General features: G+C 70.6%; 12 protein-coding genes and 4 tRNA genes. 8 read left to right on the top strand and 8 right to left on the bottom strand.

Going from position 1 to position 16650, the window contains the following annotated elements; all coding sequences use genetic code 11:
• Positions 1-44: 44 nt before the first annotated feature.
• The 3 genes from OG446_RS19785 to OG446_RS19775 form a co-directional block, all read right to left on the bottom strand.
• On the bottom strand, positions 45-2294 hold the full coding sequence (locus tag OG446_RS19785; RefSeq protein ID WP_328895296.1) for a DEAD/DEAH box helicase: 2250 nt from the start codon (positions 2292-2294) through the stop codon (positions 45-47).
• Between the two features lie 241 nt (positions 2295-2535).
• Positions 2536-3111 (bottom strand): hypothetical protein, encoded by a 576-nt coding sequence (locus OG446_RS19780; protein ID WP_328895295.1) that lies wholly within the window; start codon positions 3109-3111, stop codon positions 2536-2538.
• A 196-nt stretch (positions 3112-3307) separates the two neighbouring features.
• Positions 3308-3658, bottom strand: a complete 351-nt coding sequence (locus tag OG446_RS19775; RefSeq protein ID WP_206309567.1) for a metallopeptidase family protein — start codon at positions 3656-3658, stop codon at positions 3308-3310.
• A gap of 85 nt (positions 3659-3743) precedes the next feature.
• On the opposite strand from OG446_RS19775, the gene OG446_RS19770 reads away from it, so the two are divergent.
• The 4 genes from OG446_RS19770 (at position 3744) to OG446_RS19755 (ending at position 5770) form a co-directional block, all read left to right on the top strand.
• Complete coding sequence (locus tag OG446_RS19770; RefSeq protein WP_328895294.1) at positions 3744-5309, top strand: metallophosphoesterase family protein; 1566 nt, start codon at positions 3744-3746, stop codon at positions 5307-5309.
• A 177-nt stretch (positions 5310-5486) separates the two neighbouring features.
• Positions 5487-5559: transfer RNA gene (locus tag OG446_RS19765), tRNA-Glu, on the top strand.
• Positions 5560-5595: 36 nt separating this feature from the next.
• Positions 5596-5670 (top strand) — tRNA-Asp (locus OG446_RS19760).
• A 23-nt stretch (positions 5671-5693) separates the two neighbouring features.
• Positions 5694-5770 (top strand) — tRNA-Phe (locus OG446_RS19755).
• Between the two features lie 38 nt (positions 5771-5808).
• On the opposite strand, the gene OG446_RS19750 is transcribed toward OG446_RS19755, so the two are convergent.
• The 3 genes from OG446_RS19750 to OG446_RS19740 form a co-directional block, all read right to left on the bottom strand.
• Positions 5809-6675: a cytochrome c biogenesis CcdA family protein gene (locus tag OG446_RS19750; protein ID WP_328895293.1), complete on the bottom strand. Its 867-nt coding sequence runs from the start codon at positions 6673-6675 to the stop codon at positions 5809-5811.
• Positions 6672-7556 carry a DsbA family protein gene (locus OG446_RS19745; protein ID WP_328895292.1) on the bottom strand — a complete coding sequence of 295 codons (885 nt, stop codon included), beginning with the start codon at positions 7554-7556 and terminating at the stop codon, positions 6672-6674. Before OG446_RS19745 ends, OG446_RS19750 begins: the two co-directional genes overlap by 4 nt.
• A gap of 61 nt (positions 7557-7617) precedes the next feature.
• Positions 7618-7857, bottom strand: a complete 240-nt coding sequence (locus tag OG446_RS19740; RefSeq protein WP_328895291.1) for a hypothetical protein — start codon at positions 7855-7857, stop codon at positions 7618-7620.
• A gap of 281 nt (positions 7858-8138) precedes the next feature.
• Between OG446_RS19740 and hrpA the strand changes: the two genes are divergently transcribed.
• The 3 genes from hrpA (at position 8139) to OG446_RS19725 (ending at position 13199) form a co-directional block, all read left to right on the top strand.
• On the top strand, positions 8139-12059 hold the full coding sequence (gene hrpA, locus OG446_RS19735) for an ATP-dependent RNA helicase HrpA (RefSeq protein ID WP_328895290.1): 3921 nt from the start codon (positions 8139-8141) through the stop codon (positions 12057-12059).
• Positions 12060-12197: 138 nt separating this feature from the next.
• Positions 12198-12272 (top strand) — tRNA-Asp (locus OG446_RS19730).
• A gap of 138 nt (positions 12273-12410) precedes the next feature.
• Entirely contained in the window at positions 12411-13199 is a 789-nt protein-coding gene (locus tag OG446_RS19725) for a DUF6274 family protein (RefSeq protein ID WP_389261656.1), read from the top strand.
• A 513-nt stretch (positions 13200-13712) separates the two neighbouring features.
• Here the strand turns inward: OG446_RS19725 and bldC are convergent.
• Both bldC and OG446_RS19715 read right to left on the bottom strand, forming a co-directional pair.
• A complete protein-coding gene (gene bldC / locus OG446_RS19720; RefSeq protein WP_003949541.1) occupies positions 13713-13919 on the bottom strand; it encodes a developmental transcriptional regulator BldC in 207 nt (68 codons plus the stop codon).
• Between the two features lie 524 nt (positions 13920-14443).
• Entirely contained in the window at positions 14444-15289 is an 846-nt protein-coding gene (locus OG446_RS19715) for a hypothetical protein (RefSeq protein ID WP_328895289.1), read from the bottom strand.
• Positions 15290-15468: 179 nt separating this feature from the next.
• On the opposite strand from OG446_RS19715, the gene OG446_RS19710 reads away from it, so the two are divergent.
• A complete protein-coding gene (locus OG446_RS19710) occupies positions 15469-16551 on the top strand; it encodes a Leu/Phe/Val dehydrogenase (RefSeq protein WP_328895288.1) in 1083 nt (360 codons plus the stop codon).
• Positions 16552-16650: the final 99 nt, after the last annotated feature.

Here is a 16650-nt window from a genome sequence, read left to right as displayed (position 1 = left end):
GTGTACGGGCCCTGCCAAGCAATCAGGCGATCGCGGTCGGACGATCAGCCGTTGCGCTTCCAGCGCGGCTTGTCGTCGCGGCGGCCGAAGGTACCGGTGCCGGTCCCCGTGCCGGTGCCACCGCGGTGGTCGTCGCGGCGGCCGGTCGGGCGGTCGCTGCCGCCGGAGCGGAAGCCGCCCGCCGGGCGGTCGTCACGACGGTCGCGGTTGAACGGGCGGTCGCTGCCACCGGAGCGGAAACCACCGGAGGGGCGGTCGTCACGACGGTCGCGGTTGAACGACGGGCGGTCGTTGTCGCGGTTGAACGACGGGCGGTCGTTGTCACGACGCTCGAAGGAGCGGCCGCCACGGTCGTCACGACGGTCGCCGCCACCGGAGCGGAAACCGCCCGAGGGACGCTCGTCACGACGGTCGCGGTTGAACGACGGGCGGTCGTTGTCACGACGCTCGAAGGAGCGGCCGCCACGGTCGTCACGACGGTCGCCGCCACCGGAGCGGAAGCCACCGCCCACCGGGCGGTCCTCACGACGGTCGTTGCTGCCGCGGAACGACGGACGGTCGCTGCTGCCGCGGTAACCGTTGCTGCCGGCCGGACGGCCGCTGCGCTCGCCGGTACGGTCGTTGCCGCCCCGGTAACCACCGCGGTCGCCGCCACGGTCGTCGCGACGCCCGTAGTTGCCGCGGTCGTCGCGACGCTCATCGCGCGCTGCGGGCTGCTCCGGCACGGAGGTGGCGGCCAGCAGTGCGGCCTCCGCCTCGGCGGCGACCTCGGCCACCGCTGCCTCGGGGTCGTCGCCCCGCTCACGTGCGGCGCGGGCGACCAGGCGGTCTGCCTCCTCGCGCAGCTCCACGGCACGGCGCTGGATGCGCTCCAGCTGCTTGGTCAGGTCGGCGGCCTCGCGCTCGGCCTGCTTGGCGGCGTTGTTCGCGGAGTCGGCCTGGACCTCGGTGAGCGAACGGGCGCCGGTGATCTCGGCGACCTCCGGCTCGAAGACGCCCGCGCCCTGGACGATGTGGCGCGAGGCGTCGACGCCCGCGTCCTCCATCAGGCGGAAGATCTGGCGGCGCTGGTGCGGCAGCGCCAGGGAGACGACGACACCGGACTTGCCGGCACGGGCGGTACGGCCCGAGCGGTGCAGGTAGTCCTTGTGGTCACCGGCCGGGTCCACGTTCAGGACCAGGTCGATGCCGTCGACGTGGATACCGCGCGCGGCGACGTCGGTCGCGACGAGCGCGTTGACGAAGCCCTTCTTGAAGTCCTCGAGAACGCGCGTACGGGCGCCCTGGGTCATGCCGCCGTGCAGGGCGTCCGCCTTGACGCCGGCCTCGATGAGCTGCTCGGCGATGCGGTCGGCGCCCAGCTGGGTGCGGACGAAGATGATCGTGCGGCCCTTGCGGGCGGCGATGGCGGAGGTGACCGGCGCCTTGTCCTTCGGCTTCACGACCAGGACGTGGTGCGACATCGTGGAGACGTTGCCCTGGGCGGAGTCGACCTCGTGGGTGACCGGGTTGCTCAGGTAACGCTTGACCAGCGTGCCGATCTCGTTCTCCATGGTGGCGGAGAAGAGCATGCGCTGGCCGCCACCGGGGATCTGGTCGAGCAGCTCGGTGACCTCGGGCAGGAAGCCCAGGTCGGACATCTGGTCGGCCTCGTCGAGGACGGCGACCTGGACGTTCTCCAGGGAGCAGGCGCCCCGGTTGATGATGTCGCGCAGGCGGCCCGGGGTGGCGACGAGGACGTCGACACCGCGCTCCAGCGCGTAGATCTGGTTGCCCATCGACGTACCGCCGCAGACGACCTTCATCTTCAGGCCGAGCACGTCGCCGTAGGGCTGCAGTGCGTCCGCGACCTGCATCGCGAGCTCACGGGTGGGAGTGAGGATGATCGCGCGGGGCTTCTTCTTCTCGGTGTGCCCACCGGCCAGCGCGGTCAGGGTCGGCAGACCGAAGGAGAGGGTCTTGCCGGAGCCGGTACGGCCACGGCCCAGGATGTCCTTGCCGGCCAGGGCGTCCGGGATGGTCGCGGCCTGGATCGGGAAGGGCGCGGTCACACCGTTCTGCGCGAGCTTGCGGACGATGCCCTCGGGCAGGCCCAGCTCGGCGAACGTGATGGTCGGCTCGGCGTCCGCCTCGTCGGCGGCGTCGGTGTCGGCCTGCTCGGCGGAGTCGGCCCGGGGGGCGTCGGTCTCGACGGAGTCGGCGACCTCTACGGTCTCCGCGACCTCGGCGACAACGGCCTCTGCGGCCTCGATGAGCTCGGCGCTCTCGACGTTGTTCTCGACGTTCTCGGGCATGACGGTGTGGTCAGAACTGGAAATTGACATGCGAAATGCGAAACCTCTCGGAGTCTCGGCACGCGCCCGTAACTCCGTGTTTTCGCAATTTCGACCGCCTCAATGCGGTCCAGCCACGGCAAGGGAGAGTACGCGCCACACGGCGCTCTTCTGTGTCGGCGCCGGGCAATGGGATCAAACGATCTATAACCATACGCACTCTTCCCCCCATTACGCAAACCGTCTCCGGCCGGCCACCCCCTCAGGCCGGTCCCACCTGCGGTGATGCCTCCGGAGTCCGCATCGCGTACAGGGCGTCCGGCGCACCCGTCGTGTCCTGCCGGAGCTGAGCGGCCGGTGACGCGGACGGCACCGGCGGCGCCGGCTCGGAGGGCTCCGGGTCGGGCTCCGGCGGAGTCGGCGGCTGCGGGCTCTCGGGGGTGCCGGGGCCCGGGTCGGACGGCGTCGGCGGTTCCGGCTGCTCGGGGACCCCGGGTCCCGGCGCCGAGGGCGTCTGCGCCGGCGGGCGGCCCCCCTTCGCCGGGCCGGACCGATCGGACTCGGCGCCGGGGCTGCCCGAGGGGGTGACGGAGGCGCTCGGGCCGGCGGACCGGCCGGCCCTGCGCTCGGACTGCGCCCCGGCGCCGCCCCCCGTACGGGCGTGGCCGGTCCCGGCCACCGTGGAACCGTCCGGCTCGGCCACCGAACCCTTCGGCACGGCGGAGCCGGAGGGCGCCGGTTTCCCGCCGTCGGAGCCGATGCTCATGCAGCCGGTGGACGCGGCGATCGTCACCGCGGTGACGGCCGCCCAGCGGACGGGAACGGGCAACTGGCGCACAGGGGCACCTCCGGGGGCGCGAAGAAGGACGGGGCAACTCGGAAACGAGCCGGGAGCGCTGTGCCCAACTCCCGCCGCCCCACCGGGGACACGCCCTCGGGCAGGCCCGCACACCTCATTCACACCTCACGGTGTGCCGCATGTCACCCCTGACCCGGCCCGCTCCGGCCTCCAGCGGCCGGCCCGGGACCGCCCCTCACCCGTAGCCGAGCGCGTGCAGCCTCTCGTCGTCGATGCCGAAGTGGTGGGCGATCTCGTGCACGACCGTGATCTCCGTCTCGGCCACCACGTCCTCGCGCGACTCGCACATCCGCAGCGTCGGCCCCCGGTAGATGGTGATCCGGTCCGGCAGCACGCCCGCGTACCACTCACCGCGCTCGGTCAGCGGCGTGCCCTCGTAGAGCCCCAGCAGTTCCGGATCATCTGATTCGGGTTCGTCCTCGACGAACACCGCGACGTTGTCCATCAGCCGGGTGAGCTCCGGTGGAATCCGGTCGAGCGCCTCACCGACCAGTTCCTCGAACGCTTCTCGCGTCATCTCCAGCACCCCGCCATTGTCACGTACGGCCGCCGGATGTGCCCCGGTGCGCCGGATGCGCATAGCCGCCTCCTCGCCGGGGCATACGCGCCCAATGGCCCGCGACCCGTTCCGTGCCGCAGCAGCCCGTGTCCGGCACCTCATCCGCCTCCGCCCACGACCGCGCTCCGCCGGACGGTCCGGCCGCCGCCCCCGTACCGGCGGCCTTCCCGGCGCGGTACCGCATCCGTTCGCCCGCGCGCTCGGCCTGGTCGCCGTCGTGCTGTTCGGCGCCTGGCTGGGGCTGCTGGTCGTCGGCAGCGTCCGCGCGCCCGTCGGCCCGATGGACACGACCATGACCCTGCGGCCCTCCCTCAGCGGCGGCACCAAGATCAACGTGTCCCCGCTCGGCGCCCTGGAGCTCGACTCGCACCGCGCCCCGGTCCGGCTCGACGTCGACATCGACCGCCTCGACCCGGTCCGCTCCGAGGCCCTGGTCCAGCACCCCGAACGGCTCGCCGGCCTGGAGACCGAGGTCGGTGACGACGTCGGCGCCGGGGCCCGCGAGCTCGCCGTGCGCTCCTGCGTGGCGGTCGTCTCCGGAGCCACCGCACTCGGCCTCGCCGTCTACCGCAGGCCCCGGCGCGCCCTGGCCGCCGGAGGGCTCGCGCTCGCACTGCTGACCGCGTCGGGCGTGGGGGCGTACGCCACCTGGAACCCGGAGTCGGTCCTGGAGCCGAAGTTCTCCGGGCTGCTGTCCAGCGCCCCCTCCGTCGTCGGCGACGCCCGCTCGATCGTCACCGACTTCGACGTCTACCAGCAGGAACTCGCCCGCCTGGTCACCAACGTCACCAAGCTGTACGACGCCACCTCGACGCTCCCCGTGTACAGCCCGGACCCCGCCACGCTCCGCGTCCTGCACGTCTCCGACATCCACCTCAACCCCGCGGCGTGGCACATCATCGGATCGCTCGTCGAGCAGTACGACATCGACGTGATCATCGACTCCGGCGACACGATGGATCACGGGGCGGCCGTGGAGAACAGCTTCCTCGACCCGATCAGCGACCTGGGCGCGCCCTATGTCTGGGTCCGCGGCAACCACGACTCGAAGGTGACGCAGCAGTACCTGGAGAAGAACAAGCGCTTCAAGAACGTGCACGTGCTGGACGGGGGCCGCGCGGTGACCGTCGGCGGGCTGCGGGTCGCCGGCATCGGCGACCCGCAGTTCACCCCGGACCGCACGGGGCCCGAGCAGGCGGAGGGGGTCGAGCGGTCGGCCGGTCTGCGGCTCGCCGCCGCGCTGCGCGATCAGCGGCGGGCGGGCACTCCGGCGGACATCGCCGTCGCCCACGAGCCGGAGGCGGTCAGGCAGACGGACGGGCTGGTCCCCCTCGCGCTGGCCGGCCATGTCCACCACCGGCAGAACGAGGTCATGAAGGGCGGCACCCGGCTGATGGTCGAGGGCTCCACGGGCGGCGGCGGCCTGCGTGCCGTACAGAACGAGAAGCCGGAACAGGTGCTCGCGTCGGTGCTCTATCTGGACCGCTCCACCCGCCGTCTGCAGGCCTGGGACGAGATCACCCTGGGCGGCCTCGGCCTGACGACCGCCGAGGTCAGCCGCCACCTGCCCAAGAAGAGCGAACCCGACGCGACGCCGTCCCCTATTCGGTTTGGCTGACACCGAAAGCCCCGTGTACAGTCTCCGACGTGCCCAAGGGCGCCGGTCAGGGCTCGACCGTTCTGAAACCTCAAAGGTTGAAGGAGAAGCCGAACCTCTTGGGGGGAAGCGGAGTCACCCGCTTCTTCACTTTCCCTTCGGGCGACGGACGTGGAAGCAAGCTGTACCAGCAGTTCTGCCCTCATCGTCTAGTGGCCCAGGACGCCGCCCTTTCAAGGCGGTAGCACGGGTTCGAATCCCGTTGGGGGCACGCACAACCTGTGCGACACTTAGTCGCACAAAGCTTGGTCCTGTGGAGCAGTTTGGAGTGCTCGCCACCCTGTCAAGGTGGAGGCCGCGGGTTCAAATCCCGTCAGGACCGCTGCAGCCCTTTGTGAGCTGCGTGGCTGGGTAGCTCAGTTGGTACGAGCGATCGCCTGAAAAGCGATAGGTCGCCGGTTCGATCCCGGCCCCAGCCACCACCCGAAGGCCCCGTCCGATGGACGGGGCCTTCGTCGTGTCAGGCGCCCTCCCGCTCGGCGGTGTTCGTGCCGTCCACGCCGGTGCGGCCCCGGCGCCGCCCGGACCGCGCCGCGAGGACCAGCAGCACCACACCCACCACCGCCACCAGCAGCACCCCGTCCGGCACACGCTCGCCGATGCCCCGGGCCCACTGCTCGACGGCGAACGACTGGTCCACGTTCAGCAGCCCGGGCAACGCCGTCGTCCCGTCGTACGCGAGGAACAGCGCGCCGAGGCCGATGAAGAAGAGGCCCGACAGCAGCGTCGTGGTGTGCAGCTCGAAGCGGCCGAGCCGCAGGGCACGTCCGCGGAGCCACGCCCGCCGGCCCAGATCGAACCGCTCCCAGAGCAGCGCGAGCAGGAACAGCGGCACCGCCATGCCCAGTGCGTACACGGCGAGCAGCAGCCCTCCGTACGCCGCGCTGCCGCTGACGGCCGCGACGGTGAGGACGCTGCCGAGGATCGGTCCCGCGCAGAAACCGGCGAGGCCGTAGACGGCACCGAGCGCGTAGACGGACAGCGCGGTCGTGGGGCGGATCCGGCCGCTCAGCTCGGAGATCCGGCGGGAGGCGAAGCCCAGACCGATGATCTGGGCGACGCCGAGCCCGATGATCAGCCAGCCCGCGCCGAGGACGAGGGCGTCGCGATGTCCGTAGAAGAGCCTTCCGGCGTACGAGCCTGCGGCGCCGAGCGGGACGAGGGTGGTGGCGAGGCCCGCGTAGAAGATCCCGGTCCGGGCGAGCAGCCGGGAGGCGGAGTCGATGGAGTACGCGAAGAAGGCGGGGAGCAGCAGGGCGCTGCACGGACTGAGCAGGGCCAGCAGCCCGCCGAGGAACGCGGCGAAGTAGCCGATGTCCGCCGTCACTTCGCGGACCCGTGGGGGGACGCGGTTCCCTGGGCGCCTTCTGCGTCCTCCGGACCGGCGGAGCCCTTGGTGTCCTGGCCCGCGCTGCCCAGGTTCTTCGCCCGGTCGGCCGCCTGCTCGATGGCCTGGGTGAAGGTCTCCGCCGGCTGCGCCCCGGCGATCGGGCGGCCGTTGATCAGGAAGGACGGCGTGGACGTCGCGCCGATTCCGTACCCCTGCTCCTGGTCCCTGCTCACGGCTGCCGCGGCCGCTGTGCCGTCCGTGTCGCGGAGGAAGCGGTCGAGGTCGGGCACCCCGGCCTGGTGGGCGAGGGCCTTCAGCCGGCCCTTTCCGAACCCCTTCTCCTTGACTCCGTCGGCGTACGCGGCACGGTGGAACTCCCAGAAGCGGTTCTGCTGCCCGGCGGCCCAGGAGGCGCGTGCGGCGGCCTCGGACTCGGCGCCGAAGATCGGGAAGTTGCGCCACTCGATGCGCAGGGTGCCGTTGTCGACGTACTTCTTCACCAGGGCGGGTTCGGTGTCCCGGGCGAACTTCGCGCAGTAGCCGCACTTGAAGTCGGCGTACTCGATGAGGACGACGGGTGCGTCCGCCCGGCCCAGCGCCAGCTTGTCGCCGGCGTCGCGCCGGGCCAGCTTCGCCAGCTCCGGGTAGACGCCCTCGCCCGGGTCCGCGGTGACATCGGCCGCTGAGGACGGGGAGGAGGCAGGGGAATCGGGGGCGGTGGCCCGGTAGGACACGTAACCGAGCAGCGCTGCCGCGACGACGACCGCGGCGCCGTAGATCAGCGGCTTGCGGCCGGTCGTGCGGGGCTGCGGCCGGCGGGGCGACGGCTTGCCCGACGACGACGGCTTCGGGGACGGCTTGGGCATGGACGTGGGCATGCGGAACTCCGAGCTGGTGGTGCGAGAGGAAGGAGAGGGACGGCAGGGACAGGGCAGCCGTCTACACCCTCAGTACGGAGAGTTCCACCGGGGTCGGCGCGGCCGCGTCGGGTCCGCGCAGCGTCATCGGCACGAGCCGCCGCACCGGCAGCGGGACGGTGGCGGCGGGCAGACCCCATTCGGCGAGGCCCGGCGCCTGGTCGTGGGCCGCGCGGGCCCGCCCGGGAACGGCCGGCTCGGTGCCGTCGTGCTTGCCCTGCTTGCCGCACCCGGGAAGCCCGTCCCCCTGCCCGATGCTCATGGACACGGCCACGGCCGGACCCGCGGAAGGTGTTGTCGACGCGGCAGCCGTCGACGGCCCGCAGAACAGCCCCAGGACGACAGCGAGGGCCCCCACCAGGCAGCACCACGACGAACGGGACACGGCGGACAGGCCTTCCGGCAGGGGCTCGGCAGAGAGATCGACTGTCCGGAATGGTACGTGCTGTGATCGCCCCGTCCCCGGTCGTACGGGTCCGGTGACCGAGACCGCGGGAAATAGGTTCGCCCTTCCTCGGGCCCGGGTGAGATCCTGGGACCCGTATGTCTACTTCCTTTGCCGATCTCCAGTCCCAGCTCGGGCAGCTCTCGCTCCGCGACGCGCACCGGCTCGGCCGCCGCCTCGAAGGCGCGCGCCGCATTCGCAAGCCCGAGGCCCAGCAGGCCGTGCTGGACGAGATCGCGGCCCAGGCCACGAAGGCAGCCGGGCGGCTCGCGCTGCGGGCCGGGCGGATGCCTGCCCTGTCGTACCCCGAACAGCTGCCGGTCAGCCAGAAGAAGGACGAGATCCTGGAGGCGATACGCGACCACCAGGTCGTGATCGTCGCCGGTGAGACCGGCTCCGGCAAGACCACCCAGATCCCCAAGATCTGCATGGAGCTGGGCCGTGGCGTCCGCGGCATGATCGGACACACCCAGCCGCGCCGGATCGCGGCGCGCACGGTGGCCGAGCGGATCGCCGAGGAGCTGAAGACCCCGCTGGGCGAGGCGGTGGGCTGGAAGGTCCGCTTCACCGACCAGGTCAACCAGGACGCGACCTTCGTCAAGCTGATGACGGACGGCATCCTGCTCGCCGAGATCCAGACGGACCGCGAACTGCTCGCGTACGACACGATCATCATCGACGAGGCCCACGAGCGGTCGCTGAACATCGACTTCCTGCTCGGCTATCTGGCCCGGCTGCTGCCCAAGCGCCCCGATCTGAAGGTCGTCATCACCTCGGCGACCATCGACCCGGAGCGCTTCGCCCGGCACTTCGGCGAGGCCCCGATCGTCGAGGTCAGCGGGCGTACGTACCCCGTGGAAGTGCGGTACCGGCCGCTCCTGGAGGAGGACAGCGAGGACTCCGACCGCGACCAGATCACCGCGATCTGCGACGCCGTCGACGAGCTCCAGAACGAAGGTCCCGGCGACGTCCTGGTCTTCCTCTCCGGCGAGCGCGAGATCCGCGACACCGCGGACGCGCTGGGCAAACGCAACCTCAGACACACCGAGGTGCTCCCTCTCTACGCACGCCTGTCGCACGCCGAGCAGCACCGCGTGTTCCAGCGCCACACCGGCCGCAGGGTCGTCCTCGCGACGAACGTCGCCGAGACCTCGCTGACCGTTCCCGGCATCAAGTACGTGATCGACCCGGGCAACGCCCGTATCTCCCGCTACAGCCACCGCACCAAGGTCCAGCGGCTGCCGATCGAGCGGATCTCGCAGGCCAGCGCCAACCAGCGCAAGGGCCGCTGCGGCCGTACGTCGGACGGCATCTGCATCCGGCTGTACTCCGAGGACGACTTCGTCACGCGCCCGGAGTTCACGGACCCGGAGATCCTCCGTACGAACCTGGCCTCCGTCATCCTCCAGATGACCGCGGCCGGTCTCGGCGACATCGAGAAGTTCCCCTTCATCGACCCGCCGGACCACCGCAACATCCGCGACGGCGTGCAGCTCCTCCAGGAGCTGGGCGCGCTGGATCCGGAGGAGAAGGATCCGAAGAAGCGGCTGACTCCGCTGGGGCGCAAGCTCTCGCAGCTGCCGGTGGATCCGCGCCTCGCCCGCATGGTCATCGAAGCCGACCGGAACGGCTGTGTCCGCGAGGTCATGGTCATCGCCTCCGCGCTCTCCATCCAGGACCCGCGCGAGCGGCCGTCCGAGAAGCAGACGCAGGCCGACCAGCAGCACGCCCGGTTCAAGGACGAGACGTCCGACTTCCTGGCGTTCCTGAACCTGTGGCGCTACATCCGCGAGCAGCAGAAGGAGCGCGGGTCCTCCAGCTTCCGCCGGATGTGCAAGCAGGAGTATCTGAACTTCCTGCGCATCCGCGAATGGCAGGACATCTACGCGCAGCTGCGTACGGTCGCCAAGCAGATGGGCATCGAGCTCAATGAGGACGACGCCCCCGAACAGTCGGTGCACACCTCGCTGCTCGCCGGCCTGCTCTCGCACATCGGGCTGAAGGACACCGAGAAGAACGAGTACCTGGGCGCCCGCAGCGCCAAGTTCGCGATCTTCCCGGGGTCGGCGCTCTTCAAGAAGCAGCCGCGGTTCGTGATGTCGGCCGAGCTGGTCGAGACGTCCCGGCTCTGGGCGCGGGTCAACGCCCGGGTCGAGCCCGAGTGGATCGAACCGCTGGCCCAGCACCTGCTGAAGCGCACCTACAGCGAGCCGCACTGGGAGAAGGACCAGGCGGCGGTGATGGCGTACGAGCGGGTCACGCTGTACGGCGTGCCCATCGTGGCCCAGCGCAAGGTCAATTTCGGCCGGATCGACCAGGAGGCCTCGCGGGATCTCTTCATCCGCAACGCCCTGGTCGAGGGCGACTGGCGCACGCACCACCAGTTCTTCCACGACAACCGCAAACTCCTCGGCGAGGTCGAGGAGTTGGAGCACCGCGCCCGGCGCCGCGACATCCTCGTGGACGACGAGACCCTGTTCGACTTCTACGACCAGCGGATCCCCGAGCACGTCGTCTCCGGCGCGCACTTCGACTCGTGGTGGAAGCACAAGCGCAAGGACGAGCCGGACGCGCTGGACTTCGAGCGCTCCATGCTCATCAACGAGAAGGCCGGGGCCGTCACCAAGGACGACTACCCGGACTCCTGGCGGCAGGGCAAGCTCAAGTTCCGTGTGACGTACCAGTTCGAGCCCGGCGCGGACGCCGACGGTGTCACCGTCCACATCCCGCTCCAGGTGCTCAACCAGGTCACGTCCGAGGGCTTCGACTGGCAGATCCCGGGCCTGCGCGAGGAAGTGGTCACCGAGCTGATCCGCTCGCTGCCCAAACCCATCCGCCGGCACTACGTCCCCGCGCCGAACTACGCGGACAAGTTCCTGGACCGGGCCGTGCCCCTCCAGGAGCCACTGCCCTTCACCCTGGCCCGTGAGCTCCAGCGGATGGTCGGGGTCCCGGTCACCGCGGACGACTTCGACCTGAGCCGGGTCCCGGACCACCTGAAGATCACCTTCCGGGTCGTCGACGAGCGGCGCCGCAAGGTCGCCGAGGACAAGGACCTGGAGGCGCTGCGCGTCCAGCTGCGCCCCAAGGCCCGTCAGGCCCTCTCCAAGGCCGCTGCGGCGACCGCGGGGCCGTCCGGGGAGTCCATCGAGCGCTCGAACCTCACGGACTGGACGATCGGCACGCTGGACCGGGTCTTCGAGACGCGGCGGGCGGGGCAGCCGGTCAAGGCCTTCCCGGCCCTGGTCGACCAGGGCGACACCGTGGCCGTACGGCTCTTCGACACCGAGGCCGAGCAGCAGCAGGCGATGTGGCGCGGCACCCGGAAGCTGATCATGCTGAACATCCCGGTGAACCCCGCGAAGTTCGCCTCGGACAAGCTCACGAACCAGCAGAAGCTGGCCCTCTCCCGCAATCCGCACGGTTCCATCCAGGCGCTCTTCGACGACTGCGCGACGGCGGCCGCCGACCGGCTGATCGCCGCACACGGCGGTCCGGCCTGGGACGAGGCGTCGTTCCGGAAGCTGTACGACAAGGTGCGCGCCGATCTGGTGGACCTGACCGTCCGCACGATCGGCCAGGTCCAGCAGATCCTGGCGGCCTGGCAGGCCTGCGAGCGCCGGCTGAAGTCCACCAACAGCCTGGTCCTGATCAACAACGTCACGGACGTACGGGACCACCTCGCCCGGCTCGTGCCGTCCGGGTTCGTCACCCTGACCGGGCTGCGCAGGCTGCCCGACCTGATGCGCTACCTGGTCGCCGAGGACCGCCGGCTCCAGCAGATGCCGACGAACGTCCAGCGCGACACCACGCGCATGGAGAAGGTCCACGAGATGCAGGACGAGTACGCCTGGCTGCTGGAGCAACTGCCGCAGGGCAGGCCCGTTCCGCAGGAGGTCCTGGACATCCGGTGGATGATCGAGGAGCTGCGGGTCAGCTACTTCGCGCACGCCCTGGGCACCGCGTTCCCCGTCTCCGACAAGCGGATCGTGAAGGCGATCGACGCCGCCGCCCCGTAGAGCGCCCGGCGGTGGGCGCGCAGCGGGCCCGGGGGCGGGCGCGTAACGGCTCCACCACCAGGAGTGAGGTCGACCGCACCCTCCGACCTCCTGTACAGTCTGGTTTCGCAGCCAGCCGCAAGGCAGCCGCGAAAACGAGGTCCTGTGGAGCAGTTTGGAGTGCTCGCCACCCTGTCAAGGTGGAGGCCGCGGGTTCAAATCCCGTCAGGACCGCAGTAACGAAAGCCCGGATCCTCTGGATCCGGGCTTTCGCGCGTCTTGACTCCGGTGTCCGCCGACGAGTACTCAGAACCAAGGGCTGCCCCTGGTTTTCCGGGAGGGGCGGCGCGCATCCACCGGGAGGTGGCGCGGATGGCGGCATCCACGAGCGAGAACCTGCCTCAGGACCGGTCCGGTGCCCGCGAGCCGGTCCTGGCACAGCCCTCGGGCACCGCCCCGCCGCCGGTGCGCCGCAGGACGCCCCGGCACGAGATCCGGGCGCTGCTGCGCGCCCACCTGGCGGCGGCCTCGGGCTATCGCCACCTCACCCGGCACTGCGCGGTCTGCGCACGGTTACTGAGGCTCGCCATGGAGCCCCTGACGGCCTCCGGGGCGACGGAAACGGCCTCGGTGGCCTTGGGCGACCCCGAGCAGCCCGAGGGACCCCAGGCGGCCCTCACGGACCCCGGAATACGCGAGCCCGCCCGGACCGGCCCGACCGGCCCCGGACCGGCAGGAACGGCGCCCGCGACCTCGACCGGCCCCGGACCGGCAGGAACGGCGCCCGCGCCCCCGGCAGACCCTGGACCGCCCGGAGCGACCCCGTCGGCGGTGGCGCCCCCGGAACCGCCACCGGAACAGACCGGAGGGCATGTGATGGCTTCCGAAGCGCGGGAACAGACCGCGCAGCCCGTGACGGGACCCAGGTCGACTCCGTCACCCTCGGAGGGGCCGGCGTCGGCCCACTCCGCGGCTCCGGACACCGGCCCTCACGCCCTCGCGAGGCGGCCCGCCTCCGCCCGGATGACCACGCGACTCGTCCTCGCGCACGGCTCGGCGTCGCCCGATGGCGCCGACGCGGGCCCGGACGGTGGCCATCCGGGCCCCGGCGGGCGGCGCGGCACCGAGTGGGCGGGGGACGAAAGTCCTCCCGCCGCGTGACCAATGGCGTGGCTTTCCGCTCCTCAACAGTGGCAGGCTCGTAGTTGGCAAGACTCATGCCATGTGACGGGTGTCACCGAATCAGTTTTCAGAAGGGGTGGCTTTACACCCTTCCTACAACTGGCGAATTTAATATGTGCAATTGCACCACTCGACAGGGATGCCCCGGGGAACCTCCGGCTCCCCCTGCACCCACCCCCTGGACGGCGAGGCGCAACGCCCCGCACAGAGTCCGGCGCACGCACGGGAGACCCGTCCGGAGCCAACCGGACGCCCGGTTTCCAGTGGCGGATCGCGGACAGGAGCGAGGGTGACGACGAGAGTCCCACGTCGGCCGCGCGGACAAAAAAAGATCGCGCTGGACCCGGCGGAGTCCAGCGCGATCTCATGACGGAACCCGTATGGCACAGGTATGGCGCCCGTTGGGGCGGGCGCCCGTCATATGGAGCTATGGGTGAGCTATGTGGGTTGGGGGACCCAAAAGCCCAGTTGTGACGCGGCGACAGGGGTATGTCAGGCCTCGCTGCGCTGCTGCGGAATACCCGCAAGCAGTGCGCGGACCTCTGCCTCGCGGTACCGGCGATGTCCACCGAGCGTGCGGATGGACGTGAGCTTGCCTGCCTTGGCCCAACGGGTAACCGTCTTCGGGTCCACGCGGAACATCGTGGCAACCTCAGCCGGGGTCAGCAGCGGCTCGGCATCAGGGGTGCGAGCGGTCATGAGCGGCCTCCTCGGGAGAACCGAACCATCTCGGTTCTTTCCTCTAAATTCTGCACCTTGACCCGCGTTGCCCGAAATGGCGGACGCGGGCCGAGTCGGTTATAGGACGAACGGCTTGTCCTCGGCACTACAACTACACCATCCGTCCAGCCACGTCGGCCAAACCGATGGAATTGCCCTCCCAGGTGTTCATCAGCGACGGAAGCCGATGGACCATGCCATAGCGGACAGTCACACCACCGTGACGATCAGTCACAGAGCGATCAGGAGTCATCAGACCCCCCATAGAGTGCAATGCTGAGCATTCCGCCCTTACTTGGACGGAAGGAGCCCTCCCCGGACTCCTTGTCCTATTTTGGCACGAGGAGTAGGGAAGGACGCAAGGGCCCCGTAAGTGCTATCCATCACGCTTGAGGCAAAGGCCCGGTTCGGGACGTAGGTCCCGAGACCACTGAGGTACGGTTCCGCCTCTTCACCCTCACGTGTCACGTGGGTCACAGGTTCATGGCTCGTCAGTTCGATCGTCAGTTCGCGAACTGGCGGTCCCTCACGGAACGCCAGCGCTCCGCGAGACGCGCGTAAGCCTCGCTCGCCCTCTCGGCGTCCCCGGCACCCAGTGCCGCGATGCCCTCGGCCACGTCGGCGGCGCTCCGGTCCGCCGCGAGCTGCTTCGCCGGCAGGGCGTGCACCAGCCCTCCGTAGTCCAGCTCCACGAGCGCGCGCGGATGGAACTCCTCGAGCCACCGCCCGACGTCCACCAGCCCCTCGGTCAGCGGACCGTCCTCCATGGAGTCCCGCAGCGTCTTCAGCCCCCGTGCCAGCCGGCGCCGCGCCTGGACCATCGGCGTCCGGTACCGCAGCAGAGGCGGCTCACCCTCCTCCCCCGCCTCCAGGTACTCACGCTCCTCGTCCGAGAACAGGACGAACCACCGCACCGGGACCTGCCACACCGCGGTCCTGATCCACGGCCGGGCGTCCGGATTGTGCTCCGCCCACCGTTCGTGGTCGGCCACGGCCTGCCCGCGCACCACCGGCGGCAGCACCGCGTCGAGCACCGCACCGGGAAACATGTCCGTCAGCCCGTCCAGCGCCAGCCACCCGCGCAGCCGCGTCCGCCACGGACAGACGCACACCACACCGTCCACCTCGGCGACGAACGCGTCGGCACTCTCGTGCGCCGGCACGCCGACCGGCGGGGTCGCCGCCAAGTCCGCCAGGGAGCGGCGCAGTTCGTCCTGGGCCGTGGGGATCCGCTCGCGGCCCGCATAGCGGGCCCAGTGAGCACGTTCGGCCGCCGGGAAGGCCGCCAGTGGCTCGTACACCCGGAGGTAGGACGCATAAGGGACGAGCACCGAAGACACCACCGACATGCAGCGATCGTGTCACGCCCGTACTCCTGTAGGGGGTGATCCTCGGCACTGGAACAGATCTACGTCCGCCGAGGACTTACGCTCTTGCCCGGACGGACCGGCCGTGCCGGTCGGCCCGCCCGGACCCTCCCCACCTTCAGGAGGGTCTTCCCGCCGCTTCGTACTTGGGAGTCACCACAGTGACCGATGTGACCAACGGCGTCCTGCACACCCTGTTCCACTCGGATCAGGGGGGCCACGAACAAGTCGTGCTCTGCCAGGACCGTGCCAGCGGCCTCAAGGCCGTCATCGCCCTCCACTCCACCGCTCTGGGCCCGGCCCTCGGCGGCACCCGCTTCTACCCGTACGCCTCCGAGGAGGAGGCGGTCGCGGACGCGCTGAACCTCGCGCGCGGCATGTCGTACAAGAACGCCATGGCCGGTCTCGACCACGGCGGCGGCAAGGCCGTCATCATCGGCGACCCCGAGCAGATCAAGACCGAGGAACTCCTGCTGGCCTACGGCCGCTTCGTGGCCTCGCTCGGCGGGCGTTATGTGACGGCCTGCGATGTCGGCACGTATGTGGCCGACATGGACGTCGTGGCCCGCGAGTGCCGCTGGACCACCGGCCGCTCTCCCGAGAACGGCGGCGCCGGCGACTCCTCCGTGCTCACCGCGTTCGGCGTCTTCCAGGGCATGCGGGCCTCGGCCCAGCACCTGTGGGGCGACCCGACGCTGCGTGGCCGGAAAGTGGGGGTCGCGGGTGTGGGCAAGGTGGGCCACCACCTCGTCGAGCACCTGCTGTCGGACGGCGCAGAGGTCGTGATCACCGATGTGCGGGACGAGTCCGTGCGCCGGATCACCGAGAAGCACCCCGAGGTCGCCGTCGCGGCGGACACCGAGGCACTGATCCGTACCGAGGGTCTGGACATCTACGCACCGTGCGCGCTGGGCGGCGCGCTCAACGACGACACCGTTCCGGTGCTCACCGCCTCGGTGGTGTGCGGCGCGGCCAACAACCAGCTCGCGCACCCGGGTGTCGAGAAGGACCTGGCCGACCGGTCGATCCTCTACGCCCCCGACTACGTGGTGAACGCGGGCGGTGTCATCCAGGTCGCGGACGAGCTGCACGGCTTCGACTTCGACCGGTGCAGGGCGAAGGCGTCGAAGATCTTCGACACGACCTTGGCGATCTTTGCACGCGCGAAGGAAGACGGCATCCCGCCGGCCGCGGCGGCCGACCGGATCGCCGAGCAGCGGATGGCCGACGCCCGCCGCGGCTGACCTCCGGGCCGACTGCGAAGGTGACCGTGCGGGGACCCCGGTGAGGCGTCATCACCGTGCGTGGCACAACGACCCGCCGACCGGCGAGACAAGACTCAC

This window comes from Streptomyces sp. NBC_00236 (genome assembly GCF_036195045.1).
GTDB lineage: Bacteria > Actinomycetota > Actinomycetes > Streptomycetales > Streptomycetaceae > Streptomyces.
The sequence above is the reverse complement of the archived record's forward strand: the minus strand, read 5'-3'. Positions and strand labels throughout refer to the sequence as shown.

Coding starts and splice junctions, on each gene's coding strand:
- OG446_RS19785 (WP_328895296.1), bottom strand. CDS start 2,294: ATGCCCGAGAACGTCGAGAACAACGTCGAGAGCGCCGAGCTCATCGAG.
- OG446_RS19770 (WP_328895294.1), top strand. CDS start 3,744: ATGGCCCGCGACCCGTTCCGTGCCGCAGCAGCCCGTGTCCGGCACCTC.
- OG446_RS19745 (WP_328895292.1), bottom strand. CDS start 7,556: ATGCCCACGTCCATGCCCAAGCCGTCCCCGAAGCCGTCGTCGTCGGGC.
- OG446_RS19740 (WP_328895291.1), bottom strand. CDS start 7,857: ATGAGCATCGGGCAGGGGGACGGGCTTCCCGGGTGCGGCAAGCAGGGC.
- hrpA (WP_328895290.1), top strand. CDS start 8,139: ATGTCTACTTCCTTTGCCGATCTCCAGTCCCAGCTCGGGCAGCTCTCG.
- OG446_RS19725 (WP_389261656.1), top strand. CDS start 12,411: ATGGCGGCATCCACGAGCGAGAACCTGCCTCAGGACCGGTCCGGTGCC.
- bldC (WP_003949541.1), bottom strand. CDS start 13,919: ATGACCGCTCGCACCCCTGATGCCGAGCCGCTGCTGACCCCGGCTGAG.
- OG446_RS19715 (WP_328895289.1), bottom strand. CDS start 15,289: ATGTCGGTGGTGTCTTCGGTGCTCGTCCCTTATGCGTCCTACCTCCGG.